Source organism: Fusobacterium massiliense (genome assembly GCF_900095705.1).
GTDB classification, from domain to species: domain Bacteria; phylum Fusobacteriota; class Fusobacteriia; order Fusobacteriales; family Fusobacteriaceae; genus Fusobacterium; species Fusobacterium massiliense.
Window position 1 is genome coordinate 728,436 of sequence record NZ_LT608327.1, and the last position, 23,491, is coordinate 751,926.

Genomic DNA, 23,491 nt, shown 5'->3' on the forward strand with positions numbered 1-23,491 from the left:
AATTTTTATACACTTAATAAAAATTTTACTTAAATTTTTATTTTAAAGTAACTTTTAAAATTGGTTCTCCAATTTTTACAACTTTTCCAAGTGATAATACTTCTATTTTTTCAACTCTATCCATATTATTAATTATAACTGGAGATTTTGTAGATGGAACTTTTTGACTAATTAAATCAAGGTCGTATTTTATAATTGCCTCTCCTTGCTTTATAGCTCCAGCATCTCTAAGTTTTGTGAATCCTTCTCCCTCTAATTTTACTGTGTCTATCCCAAAATGTACTATCATTTCTAACCCTTCAACAGATTCAAAAATAACTGCATGGTTAGTTGGAAATACATTCATTAACTGTCCGTTGATAGGAGAACATATATTTCCTTTATCTGGCTCTATAGCACACCCATCTCCTACCATTTTTTGAGCAAAAGCTTCGTCTGGAACCTCACTTAAAGGTATTACTTTTCCATTAAGTGGTGAATATACAATAACTACTTCACTTTCTTTTTGTTTTTTAAAAAAATCAAATAATCCCATAACATTTAAGACGATTTAAATCTTCTTCAATCGTCTTTTCCTCCTTTACTATTTTTTTCTTTTTATTTCTTGAACTTCTTCTTTAGCATTTACATCTTTAAATTCTAATTTAAAATCTTCATTAGAAATTAAAATTAATTTATCTCCCTCTAATTTTATACTTTTGTTATCTTTTAAAATAGTAAGAAATTTTAATTCTAAAATCATATCTTGTTCTTTACCATCCATCTTAGTTGTTCCCATATTTTCTATAACTAATTTCCCACCATTTATTTCATATTGACCAAAATATCTATTAATACCACTGTATCCAAAAAATCTATCTCCTTCAAAACCTATGCTAACTTCTTTGTTATACTCATCTCCAAGTATTTTAAATTCTCTTCCATTTAGTTCTTGTTTTAAATTTGGAAGTATTGTATCTGTAACTTTACTAACTCCTGATTTCAAAGATGATATTTTATCACTTATTTCTGCTGTCGTACAAGCAGTTAATGCTAATACTAGAGTGCTTAATATCAAAATTTTTTTCATTTGCTTTCCCCCTAATTATTTTTCTTCTAATTACTTCTGATTTATTATACAATATTTTTTTGAATTATGATAGTATAGTATTTTTGTTTTTATATGATAGAATATAAAATAATAAGTATTAACCTTAATAAAGATTAAGTTTTGGAGGATTTATGATTTATTTTATTTATGGGAATTCTCCCACTATAGAATTTGAAACCGAAAAGATTACTGCTGAAATTTCTAAACAACTAGAAGGAATTAGTCCTGTTTTTTTTGATTGCTCTCAAAAAGAAGAAGAAAATTTTATAGAAACCATTCAAGTGAACTCAATTTTTTCAACTACAGATTTTTTAATTTTAAAAAGAGCAGAGTTACTAAAAAGTTCAGGTATTCAAAAACTTTTTAAAAGTATGAAAAATTTTAATTTAGATAGAAAAGAAATAATCATCACGTACAATGTTCCTATTCAGTATAATAAAGTTGTTTCTGAATATGAGCTAACTAAAGCTACTATAAAAAATATAGAAGAACTTGCTAACTTTAAAAATTTTTTAGTTTTAAACTCTGAAAATTTAGTTTTAGATTACATTAAGAAAAAACTAACTATTAATGAAAAAGACAGTAAGCAATTAGCTGAACTTTTAGGAGATGACTATTATCATATAAAAAATGAAGTTGATAAGATAGTAACTTTTTTAGATGGAGAAGAATTTTCATTAGATAAAATTAAGAATATAGTAAGTTTTGATAAAGAACATAATTTAAAAGAATTAATTGATAATTTTTTTAAAGATTTTGATTGTAAACCTATTTTAGATTTTTTAGAAAAAAATAAAGATATGTATCTTGCATTTATTTATGCTTTTAGTGAAGAATTAATAATATTTTTAAAACTAAGTTCTCTTATTAATGATGGTAAAATTTCAAAGTCTATGAATTATAATGTTTTTAAAGAAATATACGAAGATTTTTCAGATATTTTTATTGGAAGAAACTTTAAAGTTTCTCACCCTTATACTGTGTATTTAAAACTTTCTAATTTTCCTTATAATTTTCCTTATAATTTTAATATCAATTTTTTAGAAGAAAAATTAAAGGAACTTTTATATATAGAATATTTTATGAAGAGTGGAGAAAAAGACATTGACATTGAAGTTGAGCTTTTTTTAAAATGCTTTATAAAATAGTTAAATTTATTTGTGTCTTATTATTTCTATTGTGTTCTGTTTTAGTGTTTTTTAGAAATACTTTCTTTCTTTTTTTCTTTTTGATATAATAAAAATATAAAATATTTTTAAGGAGGTTTTTTATGAAAAAAGTTTTATTAGGATTATTTGTACTAGCTTCAGTTTCTGCTGTAGCAGCTGAAGGAGTAAATGTATACGGAAGATTAGGACTTGATGTTTATTCTCATTATAATAAAATTGTAGATGAAGATAATGGCGAAACTATGTTAAAAGCTAAAGGAAAACTAGCTCCTAGTATAGCGGTGGAAGTAACTAAAGATTTAGGTTCTAATTTTGAAACAGGACTTGGATTAGGATATGTATGGCATGGTAAAAGGGATTATAAAATCAATAATGTAGTTGGAGATGATGGAAATGAATATGAAGAAGATAGGGGAAAATATCCAGCAATAAATTCTATTCCTTTATATGTTACTGGTAAATATAAATTTGATACTGGTTCAGATATAAAACCTTATGTTAAAGTTGACTTAGGATATTCTTTCAATAAAATGAAAAAATCTATGATAGGAACTGGAAAAAATCTTACTACTGGAGATACTGGAACAGTTACAGTAGAAGGATTAAAAGCTAAAAATGGTCTTTATGCAGGAATAGGGGTTGGACTTGAATACAATAATGTAACTGCTGATTTATCTTATGTATTTACTGGAGCAAAATATAAATATACAGATGAAAGTGATGCAGATAAAGCAAACAACAGTGCTGTAAGATTAACTGTTGGTTATAAATTCGCATTCTAATTCTTAAAATAGAATAAAAAAATTAAGTCCTTAGTATTTGTATTAGAAATTTTTATACAAATGCTAGGGACTTTGTTATTATTTATTTAGTCTCTGACGTCTGTATTAGTTCGAAGAGTTTATATTTATTGAACTAGTAGAACTCATGCGGCTGTCATGAGACTTTATTTATTATCTTTATTATGTTTATTGTGTTTAATGTATTTAATATGTTCTGTTTTCGACTTTTTTATAATATTTATTCTTAAATGCTTGTTTTATTTTGTTTTTTTTGATACAATAAAAATATAAAATATTTTTAAGGAGGATTTTTATGAAAAAAGTTTTATTAGGATTATTTGCATTAGCTTCAGTTTCTGCTGTAGCAGCTGAAGGAGTAAATGTATACGGAAGATTAGGTCTAGATGTTTATTCTCATTATAATAAACTTGTAGATAGAGAAGATGGACAAACTTTATTAAAAGCTAAAGGAAAAGTGGCTCCTAGTATAGCACTTGAAGTAACTAAAGATTTAGGTTCTAATTTTGAGGCAGGGCTTGGATTAGGATACGTATGGCATGGTAAAAGAGATTATAAAGAAACTGATGACAAAGATGAATACACTGCAAAATTTCCAGCAATAAATTCTATTCCTTTATATGTTACTGGTAAATATAAATTTGATACTGGTTCAGATATAAAGCCTTATGTTAAAGCTGACTTAGGATATTCTTTCAATAAAATGAAAAAATCTATAGCAGTAACAGAAAAAGACCTAACTACTGGAGAAACTGAAACAGTTACAGCAGAAGGATTAAAAGCTAAAAATGGTCTTTATGCGGGAATAGGAGCAGGGGTAGAATACAATAATGTAACTGCTGATTTATCTTATGTATTTACTGGAGCAAAATATAAAGATATAGATGGTGATACAGCTAAAGCAAACAAAGGTGCTTTAAGATTAACTGTTGGTTATAAATTTGCATTCTAATTCTTAAAATAGAATAAAAAAATTAAGTCCCTAGTATTTGTATTAGATACCTTATACAAATGCTAGGGATTTTATTTATTAGGAAAGTATAAAATTAAATAAAAAAATTAGTCTCTTGACAGCCGTATGAGTTCTACGAGCTCAATGAACGTAGGCTCTTCGAACTAATACGGACATCAGAGACTTTATTTGTGTCAAGAGACTTTATTTACCCCATATTAGAGAATCTTTCTATAGACTTTGCAAATTTTTCTATAGTTTCATCTAATTCTCCGTTTTCAATTCCATCTTTTATACAATGTTTTATATGACCTTCAAGAATTATTTGTCCACATTTATGTAAAGCAGACTTTGCTGCATTAATTTGAGATAGAATATCTTCACAAGGAACATCTTCTTCTATCATTCTCTCTATAGCTTGTACTTGTCCACCAATTTTTCTAAGTCTTCTATGTAAATTATTAGAATCCATACATTGTTTCATAATATCTCCTCCTTATTTCAATTTAATTTTTTATTAGGTATTCTATAAATGTCTATTTCTCTCTCCAATATTTTTTCTACGATTGCTTGAAAATATTTACTTTCTCCTGTTACAAAAAATATTAATTTTCCCTTTTCAGATTTTGTATTCAATATATTTAGACTTTTTAAAGTTCTTTTTACTTCCTCAACTGCTTGAAAAGCAGGGTCTACTATTTTTATGTTCGTATGTTGTTCTATCACATCTCTAATAAGTGGATAGTGTGTACAACCTAAAACTAAAGTATCTGCGTTTTCAGGAATTTTTGAAAGATACTTATTTAAAAGCTCTTCAGAATTGCTAAAAGTTTCCCAACCTTTTTCTATCATATTAGGAAATTCTTTACAAGCAATCTCTGTAATATTTAAATCACTATCTAAATTATCAGCCTGTTTTTTGTAACCATGAGCTTCAGCTGTAAACTTTGTAGAGATAACAGCTACATTTTTATTTATTGTATTTTTTATAGCTCCCTTTACCCCTGATTCAATTATACCAATTATTGGTAAGGAAAAATTTTCTCTCAAATATTCAATGGCAGCTATAGAAGCAGTATTACACGCAACTACAACTAATTTACAATTATTCATTAAGAAAAATTTTAATATTCTTTCACATAATTTTTGTAAATCTTCTTTTGTTTTTCCAGAACCATATGGAAAATTTCCATTATCTCCATAATAAATATAATCTTCATTAGGAAGAGCTTTTATAAGTTCTCTTAAAACTGTTGTTCCTCCTATTCCTGAATCAAATATACCAATTTTTCCACTTTTATCGTTCATTTTTTCTTCCTTTTTTTATAAATTTAGCTTAGTTTTTATTTATAGAATATTATAAATTTAAATATCAAAAATTAATTCCTAACATAGAAACTCATACAACTACTTAGGAACCTTATTATAATAACATAATTTTCATATAATAGCAATTTATTATCTTATTCTGTTCTAAGTGCATCAATAGGATTAAGTCTTGCCGCTCTTCTTGCCGGACTAACTCCAAATATAACTCCTACAATAACAGATATTCCCATAGATACTACTATTGATACTAAAGAGAAAACAGGTTTTATTTGAATTATAGCTCCTATTAAAAAACTTAATAATATTCCTATTACTACTCCTGCAATACCACCTATAACTGTCAAAAAAATTGCTTCAAATAAAAATTGTTTTAAAATATCCCTATTTTTTGCTCCCAATGCTTTTCTTATCCCAATCTCTTTCGTTCTTTCTACTATAGTTACAAGCATAATATTCATTACTCCAATACCACCGACTAAAAGAGATACACTTGCTGCTAAAGTAACAAATAAACTAAGTGTTGATAAAACTCTATCAAAAGACTCAATGTCACTAGATAATGCATTAGTTACATATAAGTTTTTATTATTTTTATAAAATTCAAGTATTGATTTTGTTTCGAGCATAGCTTTACCTAATTCTCCACCATCTTTTACTTCAATTATCAAAGTATCAAATACATCTGGATCTTGATTAAATGAATTAGAATAAGTTTTATATGGCATTCTCAAACTAATAGCAAAATCTTCATCTTCTCCAAATAATTTCCCAAATGATTCATATGGATTTCTATACACACCGACTATTTTATATTTATATCCTGCTTTTTTTCTATCTTTACTCACCTCAAGATATTGACCTAAGGCTTTTTTTTCTTCTCCATAAAGGTTCTTAGCTGAAAGATTATCAATTATTATTACTCTTTCATTACTTGCATATTCAAAAGGTAAAAAATTTCTACCAGCAATTATTTTAACTGGAGAAATTTTCTCAAAATCTTCCGTACTTATATCTCCAAAAGCAAATCTAGGTCTGTTATCTTTTGTTACTCTAAATCTTTCTTCAATGCTTACTGCAACACTCTTAAATTTATTTGTTTTTTTCAGCATATTTACTGTTTCTTGAGTAAAATAATCTTTGTATTTAAAATTTTCAGATCTAAAGTCTATAGTTACAGTAAATTTACCATAACCTATTTTTTTTAAATCTCCTAAAATATTATCTCTTCCACCATTTCCTATTGCCCACATAGCTATAACTGACGATATGCCTATTATTATTCCAAGCATAGTCAACATCGTTCTTAACTTATTGCCTTTTAGTGTAAGTAAACTATCTTTTAAAATATCTAGAAAACTCATATTATCTCACCATCTTTAAAAACTAATTTTCTTTGAGCACTTTCTCCTATATTAGGTTCATGAGTTACAACAATAATAGTTTTCCCTGATTTATTTAATTCTTTCAATATTTCCATAACTTCTTCTTCAGATTTACTATCTAAATTCCCAGTTGGTTCATCTGCTAAAATTATGCTTGGTTCATTTATTAATGCCCTAGCTATTGCAACTCTCTGTCTTTGACCCCCAGAGAGTTCATTAGGTCTATGATGCAATCTTTCTTTTAAGCCCACCATTTCTAAAAGTTTTACAGCTCTTTCGTATCTTTCTTTTTTAGGAACAGATGAATATAGTAAAGGTAATTCAACATTTTCAACTGCTGTTAATTTAGGCAACAAATTAAATGTTTGAAATATAAAACCTATTTTCTTATTTCTTATTTCACTCAATTCATCTTCTGAAGATTTAGATATGTCAATATTATCTAAAATATATTCCCCTTCATATTGATTATCTAAGCAAGCTAAAATATTCATCATAGTGGATTTTCCACTACCACTACTTCCCATTATTGCTAAAAATTCACCTTTTTGCACTTGAAAGGAAATATTTTTTAATGCCTGCAATTCCATTGTACCATTTTTATATTTTTTATTAATATTATTAATTTTTATTATTTCCATTCATTTTCCTTTTTTATTTACTGTACCAATTTCAATCCATCTTTTAGTTTATCATCTGGAGTTACTATCAAATTTTCTCCTACTTCAAGACCAGAAGTTATTAAAATATTTTCTCCTACTACATTTTTTATTTCTACTTTTTTCTCTCTCACAATATTTTCCTTGTCCAAAACATAGACATAATATTGTCCATCTCTATTTTGTAAAGCTATTTTCGGTATAATTATATTCATACTATCTGATTTTATATCCAAAACAGCTTTTATTTTAAACCCAGGTGTAAGATTAGGAATTTCTTCTTTTGTTTTAACATCTGCTTCCAATACATTTTCAGAAGTTAAAGTAGATGCTGTTGAAAGTTTTGAAATTTTAACTATCTCTCCATCATAAAACTTATTATCTTCAGAAATATCTTGTCTTACCCTTATACTTTGTCCAACTTTTACAACTTCCGAATTATATTCAGGTATTTCAATAACTATTCTCAAATTAGAAGAATCTATAATTTCTAAAAGAGAATTATCTGTGTCAACTAAGTAATTAGCTTGAGCTTTTAAATTAGACACAACTCCATCAACAGGGCTTCTAACTTCTTTTACAGTCTTACTCAATACTTCGTTTAATTCCTCAATGTTTAATTCAGAAATTCTATAGCTATCCTCTAAGTTTTTTATTTCATCTTTACTAGCTCCACCTATTTTATATAATTCTCTAGTAGTGTTCAAATCTCTTCTTATTTTTGATAAATTTATTTGTTCTTTTTCAATGTTTCTATACAGTTTATTTTTTTCATCATCATCAAATGTCATTAATACTTGATTTTTTTGAACAAAATCTCCATTTTTTATAAAAACTTCTTTAACTTTTAATTTCTTATCAACAAATATCCCTATTGGATTATTTGCAGTAATTCTTCCATTTAGATTTAGTGAACCTATGTTATCGCTTTTTTCAGTTATCATATATGAATAATCTTTTACACTAACTTTTTCTTTTGAACTTTTACCAAAAAAATAATAAAAACAAATCAAAACTATTGTCACTATAACTACATATATTTTTTTACTTTTAAATATTTCTTTCACTTCAACTCTCCACTAATTTCTTATTTTAACTTTATACATAAAAGCATTTAAATCATTTTTTACTTTTTTTGTTGCAATTCCTTGAGATAAATACTTATTATATTCATCAATAACATCTAAATAACTTGCTCTATTAAGTTCATATTCCTTTTCTTTAATTTTATATTTTTTATATAAATTTTCCAACTTTTTATCACTAATAGAAGCTAATTTTTTCAACTCTACATATTCAGCTTTTAATTTCAATTTTTCATCTTTTATTTTTTTTGTTTTTTCTTTTAATTCATTTTCAATTTTTTCTACTTCTAATTTATTTGTTTTATATTCACTATCAGTTGAAAATAATTTTTTTGAGAACTTTATAAAACCAGTATCTTGATTTCTGTAATATCTATCCTCTCTTAAATTCTTATCCACTCTCTCATAACCTAAATATAAATCTGGCATAAATCTATCATAATTACTGTATTTCTCTTTTTCTTTTGCCACTTTCAAGCTATTTTCAAGTTCTTCAATATCAGTTTGCATATAATTCTTTAATAAGTCTTCAAAATTTTCTTGTAGACTTTCAAATTCTCCTAAACTATATTGATTAAAGTCCACATTATATTGATTTTTTGCTATCTCATACAAACTTTTTATTTTTTCTTCCAATATATTTATTCTAATTTCAGCCTCTTCTACTTCTAACTCTATACTTTCAACATTTATTTTTGGACTTGCTCCTAATTCATAAGACTTTTTAAGTTTTTCAAATTCCAATCTATAATGCTCATAAGAAGATTTCCTATATTCTAACTCATCTTTTGCATTCAAAATATCTTGATATAAATTAACCAATTCAATTTTTTTATTTTGAATATTTTTTTTGTAAGATAAGTCATTTAAGTTTAAATTCAGCTTATTAATTTTTAAATCACTATCATACTTAGAATAAAATAAATCTTTTAAATTTTTTTCAACTCCATAGCTTACATAAGAATTGTCTTTTTCAACAAAATTGTAGTTCACAAAAAAATTACCATAAGTCATTCTATTTTGAATGCTTTTATCGTATTTTTTAATTTTATCCTCAAAAACATTTTCAGAAACATTATAAGTACTTGTAATTGTTACTCCGTTATAATCTCCTAGTTTATCATCTTTTATTCTTACATTTATATTATCTTGTGTATTTTTAAAATTTTTATATTCGTAGTTTTCTCTATCATTTTCAATTTTTGTTAACAAGCTAGAAAAATTTAAACTGTTTTCTGTTGCAAACACCAAATTTGAACTTAATAGAAAAAATAAAATAGTTTTTTTCATAAATTCCTCACATTAATTCTCTTTTAATTTTTTTAAAGCATTTTCATATCTTTCAATAAACCAATCTTTCAATTCCTTAGGCTCCAAGATTATAGCATCGTCAAAAAAATATGAAAAATATCTTTTTACTTGTTCTTCAGATGCCTCAAATTCATAAATATTATTTTCTGACGAAATTAATTTTGGTCTATTTACTTTTATTGATTTTAATAATTTTTCTCCATTTTTACTCAACCAAATTTTTATATTATTTCCTTTTGATAGAAAAGGGTCAAAATTTTTAATAACATTTTCAATATATTCTTTATCTTTCCAATTTCCATTTTCTGATATAGTATAGACTTGCTTCAAGTAATTTAACTTATAATTTTTATATTTTCCCTCTAAAACATCATAACAAAATATATAATTAGCTATTTCTAAATCAGAACTTCCTATATAATAAGGAGTTATTTTTACTTTTCTATCGTCATTAAAAGTTATATAAACATTTTTTTTATCTTTTATGGCTAAATTCAATCTCTCAAAAAATTCTTTAAAAATAAAAAGCTCTCTTTTATTTTTTGGATTTGTTGCATATCTTATAAGTAGAGACCTCATAAATTCAGATTCATTTTGAGCATTATTTTCTCTCAAAACATCATAGTAAATCAAACTATTCTGTTTATTTAAATTAAATTGTATGCTCTCTTTTTTCTGTTCTTCTTCCACAAGATGAGGATTTCCCTTTAAATCTTTATACTTATCATTTAAGTTAAAAAATATAAAGTTCATGAAATAGTTACTTGTCATATTAAAATCTTCAATATCATTTTTGACTATTTCATAAATATTTTGTGGTAAGGTAACTTTTATCTTTTTACTCAAATTTTTCCTCCAATTTTTGTGCTTTCCTATAAATTAAATAAATTCTCTTGACAGCCGTATGAGTTCTACAAACTCAATGAACACAGACTTTTTCGAACTAATATGGACGTCAGAGACTAATTTTGCTATTTAATTTTATACTTTACTATAAAAATATAAAATACAATACTTACTAAAATTTATTTAATTTATGAAAGAATATATTTCCCCAACAAATTATATTCTTTTTCATTTAATATTACTTCAATTAATATTCCATTATCTGCATACTCTTCACTTTTTACTATTGCATTTCTGTGTAACATAGCCACCAAATCCGTATTTGAATAAGGTATTAAAACTTTACAATTATAAGAAGTCATAGGTAGATATTCTTGAATCAAATCTATTAATTCTCCTAAATTTTCTTGTGTTACTGCACTTGTAACTATGATGTGATAATTAGGATATTTTTCTTTAATTTCATTTATTCTTTCATCAACAATATCTTGTCCTTTTCCCTCTATAGCTTTATCTATTTTATTTAAAACTAATATTTTCACTTTGTCCAAGCACTTTAATTCAGTCAATACATTTTCAACTGCCTCAATTTGTTCAAATATATCTTGAGATGCTAGGTCTGCTACATGTAATATTAAATCTGAAAATATGACTTCTTCCAAAGTCGATTTAAATGATTCTATTAAATCATGAGGCAACTTTTGAATAAATCCAACTGTATCGGTTAGAGATATAACCCTCTTATCTTTTAATGCTATTGTTCTTGTAGTTGTATCAAGTGTTGCAAAAAGCATATCCTTTGATAATACTTCTTCTTTTTTTAAATTTTTATCACTAGGATACAAGTCTACTAATATATTTCTAAGTGTAGATTTACCAACATTTGTATAACCAACTAAAGATACTTTTGGCATTCCAGAATCTTCTCTTTTTTCTCTTTGAGTTGCTCTTATCTTTTTAACGGCTTCCAACTCATTTTTTAAGTAAGTTATATTTTTTTTGATAATTCTTCTATCAATTTCAAGTTTCTTTTCCCCTGGTCCTTTTGTTCCAACTCCACCACCAAGTCTTGACATTGTTATTCCAAAACCTATAAGTCTATTTGCTCTATATTTTAACTGAGCTAACTCAACTTGTAGTTTAGCTTCTCTTGTTCTTGCTCTTCTTGCAAATATCTCTAAAATTAATGTAGTTCTATCTATAACTTTGCAACCCGTAAATTCTTCTAACATTTTTAATTGTAAGCCACTTAATTCTTCATCAAATATTATTAAATTTGCTTTTCTTATTTGCCTAACCAATGAAAGCTCTTGAACTTTACCAGAACCTATCAAAAAAACAGGGTCAACTTTTTTTCTTTTTTGAAAAAATTTCCCTACAACTTTAACATCACAAGCATAAGCAAGCTCTTCTAATTCGTCCAAATACTTCTCTTCATCTATTCCAACTAAAATAGCATATTCTGAATCATCTTCTTTTATTTCTCTTTTTCTTAAAAGCTCTTCAACTTCTTTTATCTCATCTAAATAGTCAAAACTATTTAAATCAGTTAAAGGAGTTCTGTCATAACTAAGTTCATCATTTACTATACTACAAATGGCAACTTCATATCCAGTTATTCCATTATCAGATACACCTATTGACACTATGCAATCTAGTTTTAATTTTATTAAAGCAGAGACATCTACTGAAGATAGATGTGGATTTCCTCCAGGGTGAGTATGAACTATTCTAACTCCAGATAATTTTTTATCATATACTGGAATTAAGGGTAAATTAACTGTACTACTATCCCCTATTGAAATATCTATAACATTTCCATTTCTATCTATAGCAATATTGATTTCTCTATTTATTTTATTACTAATCTCACTTATATAATTTGCCGTTTCCTCGTCAAGAATCTTACCTTTTTCTATTTTCTTTTCATAAATTTTCTCCAAATTTTCAAGTACATAATCTTTTAATCCAGAAATATTACCATTTATCATAATATACCTCCTTGCTAAGAAACAATGTATTTTTCTTTTATTTTAGTTATAGTTTCATAAATATTTGTATTACTGTCTATATCTATTATGCAATCTGCTGACATCATATATAAAAATTTTCTTTTCTCCAAAAGTTCTTCTATTAATTTTCTTTTATCTTCACTATCATTTAGTATCGGTCTTGTTGTATTATTTTTTAATCTTAAATAAAGACAATCTATTGTTGCATTCAAAAAAACAATGAAAGATGTTTCTTTAAGTCTTTTAACATTTTCATTGTCTAATATAGAACCTCCTCCTGTTGCTATAACACAATTATTTCTTAAAGCTTCTTGTGAAATTACTTCTCTTTCTAAATCTCTAAAATAAATCTGCCCTTTCTCTTCAAAAATTTTTGCAACAGATTTTTTTTCATGAGCTTCTATAACTTTATCTATATCTACAAATTTCATTTCCATTAATTTTGCTAATGCTTTTCCTATGGTTGTTTTTCCACTTCCCATAAATCCTATTAAAGTTATATTATCCTTCATATTTTTCCTTCAGATTTTTAAATTTGATTAATTATGTTTATTATATCATAAAATTTTAATAAATAAATAAAATCCATTGACAACAGTCTGAATTTTACGAGCTCAATGAACATAACCTTTTTTACTATTTAATTTTATACTTTCCTATAAATAATAATCAAAGACTCCTGACAGCCGTATGACTCTTCTGAGCTCACCGAAATACTCTCCAGAATTAATATGGACGTTGGAGACTAATTTTCATATTAAATTTATATTTTTTTATAAAATAAAAACTGTATCCAAAATTTTTAAATAAAATTTTAAATACAGTTTAAATTAATATTTTTTATTTTTATAATTAATTATTTGTTAGCAAATTTTTTTAATCTAACATCTGGTTCAGCTGGTAATTTGAATAAAGGTATAAGTCTATCAAGACCAGTTAATGTCAGAATTAACATACTAAATACAGCTATCATAGCTATAAAATTATATTTTATAATATCAATTGGAACAAATGTATGTAATGGATAAACTATTGAAGCTATTCCTACATAAAATCCTATGTATACATGCCAAGGAATAAGTTGAGAACCAAATACACCCATAGCATCACTAAATGTGGCATTTCTTAATTTTAACACATAAATATCTTCTGGTTTCCCATCAACATTGTTATCAACCATTTCTCTAATAATAGGTCCTATTGTAACTATTTGTGCCATTTCATCTGCAAGGGCAGCATTTCCAAATATACATAGAAGTCCATTGTAAAACATTAATTGTCTTACACTTCCAGAAATTTTAGATAATAATTTAGATATAGGTTCAAATGCATTCATACTTTTCATAATACCACCAAAAGCAGCAACCCACATCATCATAACAATTACCCAACCTCCAGCTGAAGCAAAACCACTCATCATCATATTTAGATAATCCATAGTACTTGTAACTGTTCCTGCCATTAATCCAAACAAGTAAGCAAAAAATAATCCTGAGAATAAACAAATAAATGTTTGATATCCCATAAATGCTAATATTAAAACTATTAACAAAGGTACTGCCATATATAAAGGAACCCCTGCCTTAACTTGTTCTAATAATTTTACAGCAGATTCTCTTTTTTCAGCAAGTGCTGTCCACACATCAGCAGGAATACTATCTATAGCTTGCTTAGGGTCTCCTATTGTAGATGGTAAATCCATACTAAATCCTACAACTGCAAATAAAATTATTCCAGTTAATAAAACTAATCCTGACCAAACACCTTGGTGTCTAACTCTTTTAATAACTTCAACTTTTTGAATCCCTGAACTTACTATTGTAGTATCTGAAATAAGACCTATGTTATCTCCAAAACAAGCTCCCCCAGCTATTGCTGCTGTTGTAAGTAAAACATTTCCACCAACTATATGATTTAACCATAAGAATATAGGTGCACAAGCTGCAAATGTTCCCCAACTTGTTCCTGTTGCTATTGAAAGTATAGAAGTAACAACAGCTCCAACTACTGCAACAGTTTTAGCTGTAATTCCAATTTTTAAAGCTATCAAAATAAGTGAAGCACCAACACCAGTTGACATAAATGCTTCTGCCATTGCATAAGCTGCCATCAATATAAATAATGCAACTTGAATTTCCTTAACATTATCTATTGCATGATCTATAACATTAGAAAATTTTTCTTTTGAAAAAACCATTGCAATAATACACGCATAAATAGTAGCAAGTGGTGCAGCAAGTAGAGCATCAAAACCTCTCATCATAAGTATCGCCAGCAATAATACTGGACTTAGTTTAAAAAAAGCCTTCATACCAAAACCTCCATAATATAATTTATTTTTCATCTTGTCATACAGTGAGAAATAAAAAAACTTTGCCTTTAAAACAGCAAAGTTAAAAATCATATTACAAAAATATATATTTAGCCTTTGATGTTCTAAGATAAGCTCAACTTTGTAATTATTTTTACAAAGACAGTTATATGCTTGTTCAACATATCCCCAGCAAATTTTTTGACAAATTCACTTCGGCATCTTTCCCTTTCCTTAATCTTCATAGACTTTCGGTCTCCAAATAAGTACTATTGATTAATGCAACCTCTTTTCTCAAAAACAAGTTTACTAATATTAACATATTTTTTTTAGTATTGCAACTATTTTTTCTTTGCTATTTTATTTTTTATTTCCAACCATATCCCTTATAATAAATTCTTTTAAAGCCTTATAACAAATACCTTTTCTTATTTCATACCTCTTTGAACCATTTCTTTTAAAACAAATGTAGCTACATCATCTGCATATTTCCCAGGACCAAAACCTGCATCATAACCTAATTCTTTGGCAAGATCATTAGTTATTCTAGCTCCTCCAGCTATTAAGATTATTTTGTCTCTTAGCCCTTCTGCTTCTAATAATTCAACTAAGTTAGTCAAATTTTCTATGTGAACATCTTTTTGAGTAACTGTTTGTGATACTAAAAGTGCATCAGCTTTAAGCTCTATTGCTTTTTTAATAAAATCTTCGTTCGGAACTTGACTTCCTAAATTATAAGCTCTAACTCCTTTATATCTTTCAAGTCCATAATGTCCAGCATAACCTTTCATATTCATAATGGCATCAATACCAACTGTATGAGCGTCTGTTCCTGTACTTGCTCCAACCATTACTACTTCTCTACCAATATTTTCTTCTATATATTTTTCACATTCATGCATATCCATAGTATCTATTTCTAATGCTTGAACTTTTATCGAAGTATAATCTACACTAAAAGAAGTTGCTCCATAAACTACATAAAATGAAAATTCTTTATCAAGTGCTTCAGAAAATGCTACAGCAGGATTTATAAATCCCATTTTTCTAGCAAGTTGCAAAGCCGCTTCTATTCCTTTTTCATTACAAGGAACTGGTAAAGTAAAACTCATTTGAATTTTACCATCATTCATTGTATCTCCATAAGGTCTAACTTGAGTCAAATCAAGTGTTGTATCAAAATCTCTTTTTTCTGTTGAATATAAACCTGAACTCATTATTTATCCCCTCCTAACATCAATGGAATGAAAGGATTAAAATATGTACTATCTTTTTCAAATACACCAGCAAGACCTTTTCCACCATCTATAGGTCTTCTAACCCCACCAAATATACCTTTTTCTATTGTTTTAAATATTCCTATGCTTTCTATTGTTTTTAATAAATCAGCTGCTTTTTTAAGAACTTCTTGAGCTCTTGTATTCATTATTCCACCTTTTTTAAATTCTATATCATTTCCAAAATCTTTTAAATTATTGAAAATATATCTTGCATTTTCTATAGATAATGCTCTGTCAGACATAAAAGGTGTATGAATTGCTTCTGTAAGCATTCCTAATAAGTGAACTTTTTGTCCTGTTGTTATTGTAACAATATTAAATAAAGCATCTTGTATATGCCCTTTAAATATATTTCCTGTCATAAATTTTGTAGGTGGCATATATTTTAAAGGTGCTTTAGGGAATATTTCTCTTGCCATTTGTGCTTGAGCAAGTTCTAATAAAAATCCGTTTTCAGTTCCTGGTTCCATTTCAAAAGCATGTCCAAGTCCCATTTGTTCTTCAGGTAAACCAGCAATCAATGCAAATTGCTCGTTGATAAATTGAGAAGCTAAAACTGTATGAGCTTCTTCTATTGCATCAGCTGTTGTTAAATAGTTGTCTTCCCCTGTATTTATAATAACTCCAGCAAATCCATTAATAATTCTTGAGAAGAATTGATCAACCAATGTTCTTTTCATATTTATATCTCTAAATAGTATTCCGTATAAAGCGTCATTTAACATCATATCAAGTCTTTCTAATGCTCCCATTGCTGCTATTTCTGGCATACAAAGTCCAGAGCAATAGTTGCATAGTCTTATGTATCTTCCAAGTTCAACTCCAACATCATCAAGGGCTTTTCTCATTATCCTAAAGTTTTCTTGAGTTGCCATTGTTCCCCCGAAACCTTCAGTTGTTGCTCCAAATGGAACAAAGTCTAGTAAAGATTGACCTGTTGTTCTAATAACAGCAACAACATCTGCTCCTTGTCTAGCTGCTGCAACTGCTTGAGTAACATCTTCATATATATTTCCTGTTGCAACTATAACATAGATATAAGGTCCTTTTTTATCTCCACCAAATTGTTCTAAATAATTTTCTCTAGCCTTTCTATTAGCCTTTATTCTCTCTACTGTACTATGAGTTATATCCTTTAAGGCTAACTTGATATCAAAATCATCATGCCAACTAAATTTTGTTATATCCAATTCTTTTTTTGCAATTTTTTCAGCTATTTCTTGAGGTTGTAGCTTAGTTTCTATCATAGCATTCCCAATATATTTTGCTACTCCTAGACTTATATTTCCATTGTCTTTTATGAAATCTACAACAACATTTGGTAAAGGAACACCAAACTCATCTACACCATCTATTCCTAATAATCTACAAATTGTTCTTTCTACTGTAACTGTACTATGTGCATCAATAAAAACTTGGGCATCAGCTGCTATCTTTTTTGCAGACTCACGAGCTTCTTTAACTAAACCCCAGTCAAGATCCAATTTCGCCATTATTTTCCTCCCATTCATACTCTCTATAAATTACTTCCGATATATCGTCATCCAACCCTATTAATTTTGCTATATTCAAAGCATCTTTAGGAACTTCAGTTTCTACACTTTCTTCCAAAGTAAAGTCCATATTATCTTGAATTAACTCTAAAGAATTATTTACCTTCAATTTATTTTTTAAACTTTCAAAATCTATATTTTTTAAACCTACAACTTGATAATGTTTCATATTTCTTTCAACAACAGAATCAAAATGTGTAGTTATAATAGAAATACTTGTTTTATCATTAAGATATTTTGCCAAAGCTCTAACGAACTTTTGTCCTTCTTTTGGATTTGTTCCTCTTGCAAACTCATCAAAAACCACAAGCCCAGTTCCATTTTTTATATATTCATTTACTTCTTTTAATTTTATTATTTCCGCTCCAAAAGTACTAAGCCCTTTTGATATATCTTGCATATCATCTGATACAAAAAATACAAAATCTAAAAGAGGTATACTTGAATATTCTGCAAAAACAAAAAATCCCATTTGAAAAAGTAACACATTTTCTGCTATTGTCTTCAATGCAACACTTTTCCCACCCATATTAGCTCCCGTAATCATAGTTGTTCCCGTATCTAATTCTACACTTATAGGAGTATACTTTTTATTTTTTGTTTCTAGATATTCTCTAACTTCTATATTTACTGCATTTTTTAAGATTATTTTTTTTTCTTTTGAAACTTTTGGCTTTACTCCCCCAAATTCTCTTGCAAATTTAACCTTTCCTAAAATAAAGTCTAAATCTCCAATTTTCTTTATATTTTCTAAATAATCTTCTGCATATTTTTTCAAAGTTTCACATAAATTTTTTCTGATTTTAAATTCTTCTTTTTCTTCATCAACCAAGATAGATAATCTTTCATCTTTTAATCTTTTTATAACATCATAGTCATTTTCAGAAAACAATCTATTTTCTACTTCTTTCTTTTGTCTACGAATTTCTTTTAAAATCACAGAATATTTTTCATAAATATAAAAAGTTGCTACTTTTTCATCATTAGGATCTAAAATTCTATTTAACTCATCTAATTCCTTAGGAATAAAATCAAAAAATACTTCGTTGTATTCTTTTAAACAAACCGATAAGTCTTTCATAGATAAAAGTTGTGCTTTTATCTCAAATAAATCTACTGTATCCAAAACTATATCATTCATAGAATTTTCAACTATTTTTCTTATATCTTTGAATCTATGTAAAATAGTTTCTATTTCTAAAGTAGCTTTTTTATTTTCTGAAATGAATTTATAAATTCTTTCCATTTTTAAAAACTCATTATTTAATTCTTCTTCCTCACCTATTTTAAAATTTTTTATACTATTTAATCTATTTTTCCCATAGGCTGATAATATTTCAATTTTTGATAACAAGCCCTTAAAATTTAATCTATTTAAAGTATTTTCATCTATAAATTTCATTTTAATCTCCTAAAACATTAATAACTGGAATAGATAGTCCATTTTCTAGTCTTAGTTTAAAGTCATCTTTATTAAAATCTATACCTAATGGAGAATGAGGATTTATCGTTACAAATAATAAATTTATCTTATTTAAAACTTTAAACTCTATTCCACATAATTTAGCTTTTTTTAACAATGAACTATCTAAAAAGAACTTTGTTCCATCTTCAGCTAAAAGAATCATATTTTTATAATTTCCTCTGTTATCTATAAAAGTTTCAATTATTTTAGGTGTTATTGCTCCTTTTATATAAAAATATTCTAAATCTTCTCTCAAATATTCTTTTAAAACCTTAGATAAATCTATTGAATTTGTAACATTTAAAATTTTAATTTCATTATTTTTATAAAATAATATTGCTTTTTCAGAATTATATTTATTTACTTGTGATTTTATATTCTCATCTACTTCTTTTAGCTCTAAAAAATAAACTGTTTTTTTTGTTTCTTCAATAACTTTTAACATATCTAAAGATAAAGCTGCACCTGTAGATAAAATCGTTGCATCACTTACTTCACTTATAGCTGTACTCTTTCTTCCTAAAGCCCCATCTACTATTGAAATTTCACTTCCAAATTTTTCCATAAGCTCAACAACAAATTTTACCTGTTTATTATAAGATGGTCCTGCTACATCTACATAGCCATCTGATAATGCTCTGACTATCACTATATCTCCCATAGGAGTGGTAAAGTCTGTTACATATAAAATTTCTTTTGTTATATCACATCTGTTCAAACAATCTCTAGCTGTTGCAACAATACTTCCTTCTCTCACATATATTCTTGGTTTATCTGTACTTGTAACAACGTCAACATCTTCACCATCTCTACCTATGGAAGTCAGACCTAACTTTTTCTTTTTACCAATATCTGTTATAAGTTTATTTAGGAGAGTCGTCTTCCCGACATTTTTTTCCATGCCAATTATAGATATTCTCTTATACTTTTCAATAAACTTATAAGTATCTAACATTTCTTATTTTGCTCCTTCAGCTTCAGCTCTCTTTCTATTTCTTTCATGTCTTGCTAAGTGGCTAGGTTCAAGTGCCATTTGTTTTCCTTCATCTAGCATATAAACTCCACTTACTTCATACATTTTTTCAAATTTTTCTTCATCATAACAAGGTTCATGAACATAATCTGTAGGTTCAGTATAAGTTGTTATAACTCCTTCAAAATTTCTCAAAACTACTCTTCCAGGAGCTTGAGAAATTACATATTGAGGCATTACAGGAGTCTTTCCTCCTCCACCTGGTGCATCAACAACAAATGTTGGTACTGCATATCCAGAAGTATGTCCTCTTAAACCTTCAATTATTTCTATACCTTTAGAAACTGGTGTTCTAAAGTGTTCAAGTCCCATAGATAAATCACATTGATAAATATAATAAGGTCTTACTCTCATCATTACTAAATCATGCACAAGTCTTTTCATAACAGGAACACTATCATTAATTCCTCTTAGTAATACTGTTTGGTTTCCTAAAGGTATACCAGCATCAGCTAACATTTCACAAGCTTTTTTAGCTTCTGGAGTTACTTCTTGTGGGTGATTGAAGTGAGTATTCAACCAAATTGGATGGTATTTCTTCAACATATTACATAATTCTGGAGTAATTCTTTGAGGTAAAACAACTGGTGTTCTACTTCCTATTCTTATTACTTCAACATGAGGTATAGCTCTTAATTTTTTTATTATTCCTTCTAATTTTTTATCAGATACAAGTAAAGCATCTCCTCCTGATAACAACACATCTCTTACTTGAGGAGTTCTTGCTATATATTCTATAGCTTTATCTATTCTATCCATAGGCATTGCATCATCACTTGAACCAGCAAATCTTCTACGAGTACAATGTCTACAATACATAGAACACATATCTGTTATTAGTAATAAAACTCTATCTGGATATCTATGAGTTAACCCTGGTACTGGAGAATCTTCATCTTCATGTAATGGGTCTAACAAATCTGCATCTGCTTGATGTATTTCTTGAATAGTTGGTATAGCTTGTTTTCTAACAGGACATCTATCACTGTCCATATCTATTAATGAAAAATAATATGGAGTAATAGCCATTCTTAATGTTTCAAGAGTTTTCTTAACTCCTTCTTCTTCTTCTTCACTTAAATTAACATATTTTTTTAAATCATCAATTTTTTCTATCCTATTTTTTACTTGCCATGTCCAATCATTCCACTCTTCATCTGTTACATTTGGAAAAAACTTAGCTCTTGTGTTAACAGTATTCATAATATCATCTCCTTATAACCTTACAATAAATAATAAATTTTCCTTATTAAATTCATTTCTTACAATTTATAATTCTCACACCAATTTTGAATATCTTCTACTTATTATTTTTCTTATAAATATAGTTCATTGAAAATTTCTCTTAATACTGAACTTTCTCTTAATTCTTCTAAAGTTATTGCTGCATGGTCTACTGTATATCCATTACCAACTATCATAGTTATATCTTTTCCTACTCCTTCAGCACCTAATGCAGCTTTAGAGAATCCAGTTGCCATAGAGAAGAAATAAGCTATTCCAAATTCTTTAACTGGTAAAATTGTTGACATTTCTGTGTTTGTAACATTTACACAGTTTATAGCTACATCTACTTCTTTACCGTTATTAGCTTCAAGAACTGCATTTAATACTTCCATAGGTTTTGTAGCATCTGCTATAACAACTTTTACTTTTGAGCTTACTCTTTCAAGTAATGCCTTTTCTTTTTCATTTCTTACAACACCTATAACTTTTCCAGTAGGTCCCACTCTCTTTACTGCTTCATAAGCACAAAGCATTCCAGATTTTCCTGCCGAACCTAAAATTGCAACTGATTGACAAGGTTTTACAAGTTTTGCAACTTGTGCTGGTGCTCCTGCAACATCAAGTGCTGCTAAAGCAAGATTTTCTGGCATATCTTCTGGTAATACTGCATATATTCCACTTTCAAATAAAATTGCTTTACCCTTGATTTCTACTCTATCTATTGCAGGTTTAATATCTATTATTTCATCTATTCTTAATGGAGTTAATGAAAGTGAAACTAAAGTTGCTATTTTATCTCCAACTTTCAAATCAGTCTCTCCAACTAAATCATCACCAATTTTTTCTATTTTCCCTATTAACATTCCTCCAGAACCAGTTACTGGATTTTGCATTTTCCCTCTTTCAGCAACTATTTCTTTTATTTTATTTTTTATCTTTTCTACATCATGCCCAGCTTCTTCTTCTATTTGAGTGAAAGATGCTGAATCTATATTAAGAGCAATTACATCTATTAAAATTTCATTTGAGAAAATTTCCATGTCATTTGATATTTTTAAAGCTGGTTGTGGTAAAACTCCAGCAGGTTCAATAACCCTATGTGTACCATATTTACACCCTTTCTTCATATTAATCATTCCTCCCTTAAATTTTAACTTATTTTTTTAAACTTAATATTTCTCTTGCTTCATCAGGTGTTGCAATTTCTCTACCTAGCTCCTTTGCTAGTCTTACAACTCTTTCAACAAGTTCTCCATTTGATTTTGCTAAAACTCCTTTGTCTATATATACATTATCTTCAAATCCAACCCTTACATGTCCTCCCATAACTATTGCTAAGGCAGCCATTTGGAATTGATGTCTTCCTACACCTGCAACAGTCCAAGTAGAACCTTCTGGTATGCTTTCAGACATAAATACTAAATCTCTTGCAGATGCTGACATTTGTACACCTAATACAAAATCAAAATGCATTGGTTTTTGTATAAATCCTTGTTTTTGATATCTTATAGCATAATCTATCATACCTTTATCAAAAACTTCTATTTCTGGTTTTACTCCTCTTTCAATAAGAATTTTTCCAAAATTTTTAATTGTATTTTCTGTATTTACAAAAACTTCATCTCCACCAAAATTACAAGTTCCACAATCTAACGTTGCCATTTCTGGATGCAACTCTGTAGGTTGTAATCTTTCTAAATCTGTCATTCCTACAGCTCCACCAGTAGATGGTTGTATTATTACATCAGGACATTTTTCTCTTATTGCATCTATACATTTTTTAAATCTTTCTTTATCTTGAGTTGGAGTTCCGTCGTCTTCTCTAACATGTAAATGAATTATACTGGCTCCAGCTTTATATGCTGACTCTGCTTCTCTTGCTATTTCTTCAACAGTATAAGGAACGGCAGGATTATGTTCTTTTGTTACCTCAGCTCCACAAATAGCTGCTGTTATTATTAATTTTTCCACTTATACCCTCCTCAAT

General features: G+C 27.6%; 22 protein-coding genes and 1 riboswitch. Of the genes, 3 read left to right on the forward strand and 19 right to left on the reverse strand.

Translation table 11 applies throughout. The annotated features are described in order from the left end of the window. Positions 1 to 37 precede the first annotated feature (37 nt). Together BQ2505_RS07785 and BQ2505_RS07790 are read right to left on the reverse strand one after the other, a co-directional pair. Positions 38 to 535: a PTS sugar transporter subunit IIA gene (locus BQ2505_RS07785; RefSeq protein ID WP_074017194.1), complete on the reverse strand. Its 498-nt coding sequence runs from the start codon at positions 533 to 535 to the stop codon at positions 38 to 40. A gap of 48 nt (positions 536 to 583) precedes the next feature. Continuing rightward, entirely contained in the window at positions 584 to 1,069 is a 486-nt protein-coding gene (locus tag BQ2505_RS07790) for an META domain-containing protein (RefSeq protein ID WP_074017195.1), read from the reverse strand. A gap of 152 nt (positions 1,070 to 1,221) precedes the next feature. Between BQ2505_RS07790 and BQ2505_RS07795 the strand changes: the two genes are divergently transcribed. From BQ2505_RS07795 to BQ2505_RS07805, 3 genes are all read left to right on the forward strand, one after another. Continuing rightward, positions 1,222 to 2,238 (forward strand): DNA polymerase III subunit delta, encoded by a 1,017-nt coding sequence (locus tag BQ2505_RS07795; RefSeq protein WP_074017196.1) that lies wholly within the window; start codon positions 1,222 to 1,224, stop codon positions 2,236 to 2,238. A 122-nt stretch (positions 2,239 to 2,360) separates the two neighbouring features. Continuing rightward, complete coding sequence (locus BQ2505_RS07800; RefSeq protein ID WP_074017197.1) at positions 2,361 to 3,041, forward strand: outer membrane beta-barrel protein; 681 nt, start codon at positions 2,361 to 2,363, stop codon at positions 3,039 to 3,041. 313 nt (positions 3,042 to 3,354) lie between these two features. Further along, positions 3,355 to 4,011: an outer membrane protein gene (locus BQ2505_RS07805; RefSeq protein ID WP_074017198.1), complete on the forward strand. Its 657-nt coding sequence runs from the start codon at positions 3,355 to 3,357 to the stop codon at positions 4,009 to 4,011. Between the two features lie 208 nt (positions 4,012 to 4,219). Here BQ2505_RS07805 and BQ2505_RS07810 read toward each other — a convergent pair whose 3' ends face one another. The 17 genes from BQ2505_RS07810 to kce all read right to left on the reverse strand — a co-directional run bounded on the left by BQ2505_RS07810 (position 4,220) and on the right by kce (position 23,475). Continuing rightward, entirely contained in the window at positions 4,220 to 4,495 is a 276-nt protein-coding gene (locus tag BQ2505_RS07810) for a metal-sensing transcriptional repressor (protein ID WP_074017199.1), read from the reverse strand. A 17-nt stretch (positions 4,496 to 4,512) separates the two neighbouring features. Then, the gene (gene murI, locus BQ2505_RS07815) at positions 4,513 to 5,319 is read right to left on the reverse strand and encodes a glutamate racemase (RefSeq protein ID WP_074017200.1); all 807 of its coding nucleotides are present in this window, start codon (positions 5,317 to 5,319) and stop codon (positions 4,513 to 4,515) included. A 155-nt stretch (positions 5,320 to 5,474) separates the two neighbouring features. Next, complete coding sequence (locus BQ2505_RS07820; protein ID WP_074017201.1) at positions 5,475 to 6,701, reverse strand: ABC transporter permease; 1,227 nt, start codon at positions 6,699 to 6,701, stop codon at positions 5,475 to 5,477. Next, entirely contained in the window at positions 6,698 to 7,363 is a 666-nt protein-coding gene (locus tag BQ2505_RS07825) for an ABC transporter ATP-binding protein (protein ID WP_074017202.1), read from the reverse strand. The genes BQ2505_RS07820 and BQ2505_RS07825 overlap by 4 nt, the downstream gene beginning before the upstream one ends. A gap of 17 nt (positions 7,364 to 7,380) precedes the next feature. Further along, positions 7,381 to 8,448, reverse strand: a complete 1,068-nt coding sequence (locus tag BQ2505_RS07830) for an efflux RND transporter periplasmic adaptor subunit (protein WP_074017203.1) — start codon at positions 8,446 to 8,448, stop codon at positions 7,381 to 7,383. A gap of 12 nt (positions 8,449 to 8,460) precedes the next feature. Further along, positions 8,461 to 9,756, reverse strand: a complete 1,296-nt coding sequence (locus tag BQ2505_RS07835) for a TolC family protein (RefSeq protein ID WP_074017204.1) — start codon at positions 9,754 to 9,756, stop codon at positions 8,461 to 8,463. 12 nt (positions 9,757 to 9,768) lie between these two features. Continuing rightward, positions 9,769 to 10,623, reverse strand: coding sequence for a WYL domain-containing protein (locus tag BQ2505_RS07840; RefSeq protein WP_074017205.1), 855 nt, complete (start codon positions 10,621 to 10,623; stop codon positions 9,769 to 9,771). Positions 10,624 to 10,811: 188 nt separating this feature from the next. Continuing rightward, on the reverse strand, positions 10,812 to 12,614 hold the full coding sequence (gene hflX, locus BQ2505_RS07845) for a GTPase HflX (protein WP_074017206.1): 1,803 nt from the start codon (positions 12,612 to 12,614) through the stop codon (positions 10,812 to 10,814). 14 nt (positions 12,615 to 12,628) lie between these two features. Further along, complete coding sequence (locus BQ2505_RS07850) at positions 12,629 to 13,147, reverse strand: shikimate kinase (RefSeq protein ID WP_074017207.1); 519 nt, start codon at positions 13,145 to 13,147, stop codon at positions 12,629 to 12,631. 344 nt (positions 13,148 to 13,491) lie between these two features. Further along, positions 13,492 to 14,946 (reverse strand): Na+/H+ antiporter NhaC family protein, encoded by a 1,455-nt coding sequence (locus BQ2505_RS07855; protein ID WP_074017208.1) that lies wholly within the window; start codon positions 14,944 to 14,946, stop codon positions 13,492 to 13,494. Positions 14,947 to 15,070: 124 nt separating this feature from the next. Continuing rightward, positions 15,071 to 15,245, reverse strand: a riboswitch (Lysine riboswitch). 129 nt (positions 15,246 to 15,374) lie between these two features. Further along, positions 15,375 to 16,163: a lysine 5,6-aminomutase subunit beta gene (gene kamE, locus BQ2505_RS07860; protein ID WP_074017209.1), complete on the reverse strand. Its 789-nt coding sequence runs from the start codon at positions 16,161 to 16,163 to the stop codon at positions 15,375 to 15,377. After that, entirely contained in the window at positions 16,163 to 17,719 is a 1,557-nt protein-coding gene (gene kamD / locus BQ2505_RS07865; protein WP_074017210.1) for a lysine 5,6-aminomutase subunit alpha, read from the reverse strand. Before kamD ends, kamE begins: the two co-directional genes overlap by 1 nt. Beyond that, positions 17,700 to 19,181, reverse strand: coding sequence for a lysine 5,6-aminomutase reactivase ATPase KamC (kamC, locus tag BQ2505_RS07870; RefSeq protein WP_074017211.1), 1,482 nt, complete (start codon positions 19,179 to 19,181; stop codon positions 17,700 to 17,702). Before kamC ends, kamD begins: the two co-directional genes overlap by 20 nt. A gap of 1 nt (position 19,182) precedes the next feature. Next, positions 19,183 to 20,199 (reverse strand): lysine 5,6-aminomutase reactivase subunit KamB, encoded by a 1,017-nt coding sequence (gene kamB / locus BQ2505_RS07875; RefSeq protein WP_074017212.1) that lies wholly within the window; start codon positions 20,197 to 20,199, stop codon positions 19,183 to 19,185. Between the two features lie 3 nt (positions 20,200 to 20,202). Further along, on the reverse strand, positions 20,203 to 21,480 hold the full coding sequence (kamA, locus tag BQ2505_RS07880) for a lysine 2,3-aminomutase (protein WP_074017213.1): 1,278 nt from the start codon (positions 21,478 to 21,480) through the stop codon (positions 20,203 to 20,205). A 113-nt stretch (positions 21,481 to 21,593) separates the two neighbouring features. Next, a complete protein-coding gene (kdd, locus tag BQ2505_RS08775) occupies positions 21,594 to 22,631 on the reverse strand; it encodes an L-erythro-3,5-diaminohexanoate dehydrogenase (protein WP_074017214.1) in 1,038 nt (345 codons plus the stop codon). Positions 22,632 to 22,659: 28 nt separating this feature from the next. After that, on the reverse strand, positions 22,660 to 23,475 hold the full coding sequence (gene kce, locus BQ2505_RS07890) for a 3-keto-5-aminohexanoate cleavage enzyme (RefSeq protein WP_074017215.1): 816 nt from the start codon (positions 23,473 to 23,475) through the stop codon (positions 22,660 to 22,662). Between the last annotated feature and the right edge of the window lie 16 nt (positions 23,476 to 23,491).

What these genes read in the sequence shown, in the direction of transcription:
- kdd (WP_074017214.1), bottom strand. Translation starts at nt 22,631, where the DNA reads ATGAAGAAAGGGTGTAAATATGGTACACATAGGGTTATTGAACCTGCT.
- BQ2505_RS07825 (WP_074017202.1), bottom strand. Translation starts at nt 7,363, where the DNA reads ATGGAAATAATAAAAATTAATAATATTAATAAAAAATATAAAAATGGT.
- BQ2505_RS07835 (WP_074017204.1), bottom strand. Translation starts at nt 9,756, where the DNA reads ATGAAAAAAACTATTTTATTTTTTCTATTAAGTTCAAATTTGGTGTTT.
- BQ2505_RS07785 (WP_074017194.1), bottom strand. Translation starts at nt 535, where the DNA reads ATGGGATTATTTGATTTTTTTAAAAAACAAAAAGAAAGTGAAGTAGTT.
- kamC (WP_074017211.1), bottom strand. Translation starts at nt 19,181, where the DNA reads ATGAAATTTATAGATGAAAATACTTTAAATAGATTAAATTTTAAGGGC.
- BQ2505_RS07795 (WP_074017196.1), top strand. Translation starts at nt 1,222, where the DNA reads ATGATTTATTTTATTTATGGGAATTCTCCCACTATAGAATTTGAAACC.
- hflX (WP_074017206.1), bottom strand. Translation starts at nt 12,614, where the DNA reads ATGATAAATGGTAATATTTCTGGATTAAAAGATTATGTACTTGAAAAT.
- BQ2505_RS07855 (WP_074017208.1), bottom strand. Translation starts at nt 14,946, where the DNA reads ATGAAGGCTTTTTTTAAACTAAGTCCAGTATTATTGCTGGCGATACTT.
- kamA (WP_074017213.1), bottom strand. Translation starts at nt 21,480, where the DNA reads ATGAATACTGTTAACACAAGAGCTAAGTTTTTTCCAAATGTAACAGAT.
- kamD (WP_074017210.1), bottom strand. Translation starts at nt 17,719, where the DNA reads ATGGCGAAATTGGATCTTGACTGGGGTTTAGTTAAAGAAGCTCGTGAG.
- kamE (WP_074017209.1), bottom strand. Translation starts at nt 16,163, where the DNA reads ATGAGTTCAGGTTTATATTCAACAGAAAAAAGAGATTTTGATACAACA.
- BQ2505_RS07805 (WP_074017198.1), top strand. Translation starts at nt 3,355, where the DNA reads ATGAAAAAAGTTTTATTAGGATTATTTGCATTAGCTTCAGTTTCTGCT.
- BQ2505_RS07810 (WP_074017199.1), bottom strand. Translation starts at nt 4,495, where the DNA reads ATGAAACAATGTATGGATTCTAATAATTTACATAGAAGACTTAGAAAA.
- murI (WP_074017200.1), bottom strand. Translation starts at nt 5,319, where the DNA reads ATGAACGATAAAAGTGGAAAAATTGGTATATTTGATTCAGGAATAGGA.
- kamB (WP_074017212.1), bottom strand. Translation starts at nt 20,199, where the DNA reads ATGTTAGATACTTATAAGTTTATTGAAAAGTATAAGAGAATATCTATA.
- BQ2505_RS07800 (WP_074017197.1), top strand. Translation starts at nt 2,361, where the DNA reads ATGAAAAAAGTTTTATTAGGATTATTTGTACTAGCTTCAGTTTCTGCT.
- BQ2505_RS07790 (WP_074017195.1), bottom strand. Translation starts at nt 1,069, where the DNA reads ATGAAAAAAATTTTGATATTAAGCACTCTAGTATTAGCATTAACTGCT.
- BQ2505_RS07820 (WP_074017201.1), bottom strand. Translation starts at nt 6,701, where the DNA reads ATGAGTTTTCTAGATATTTTAAAAGATAGTTTACTTACACTAAAAGGC.
- BQ2505_RS07850 (WP_074017207.1), bottom strand. Translation starts at nt 13,147, where the DNA reads ATGAAGGATAATATAACTTTAATAGGATTTATGGGAAGTGGAAAAACA.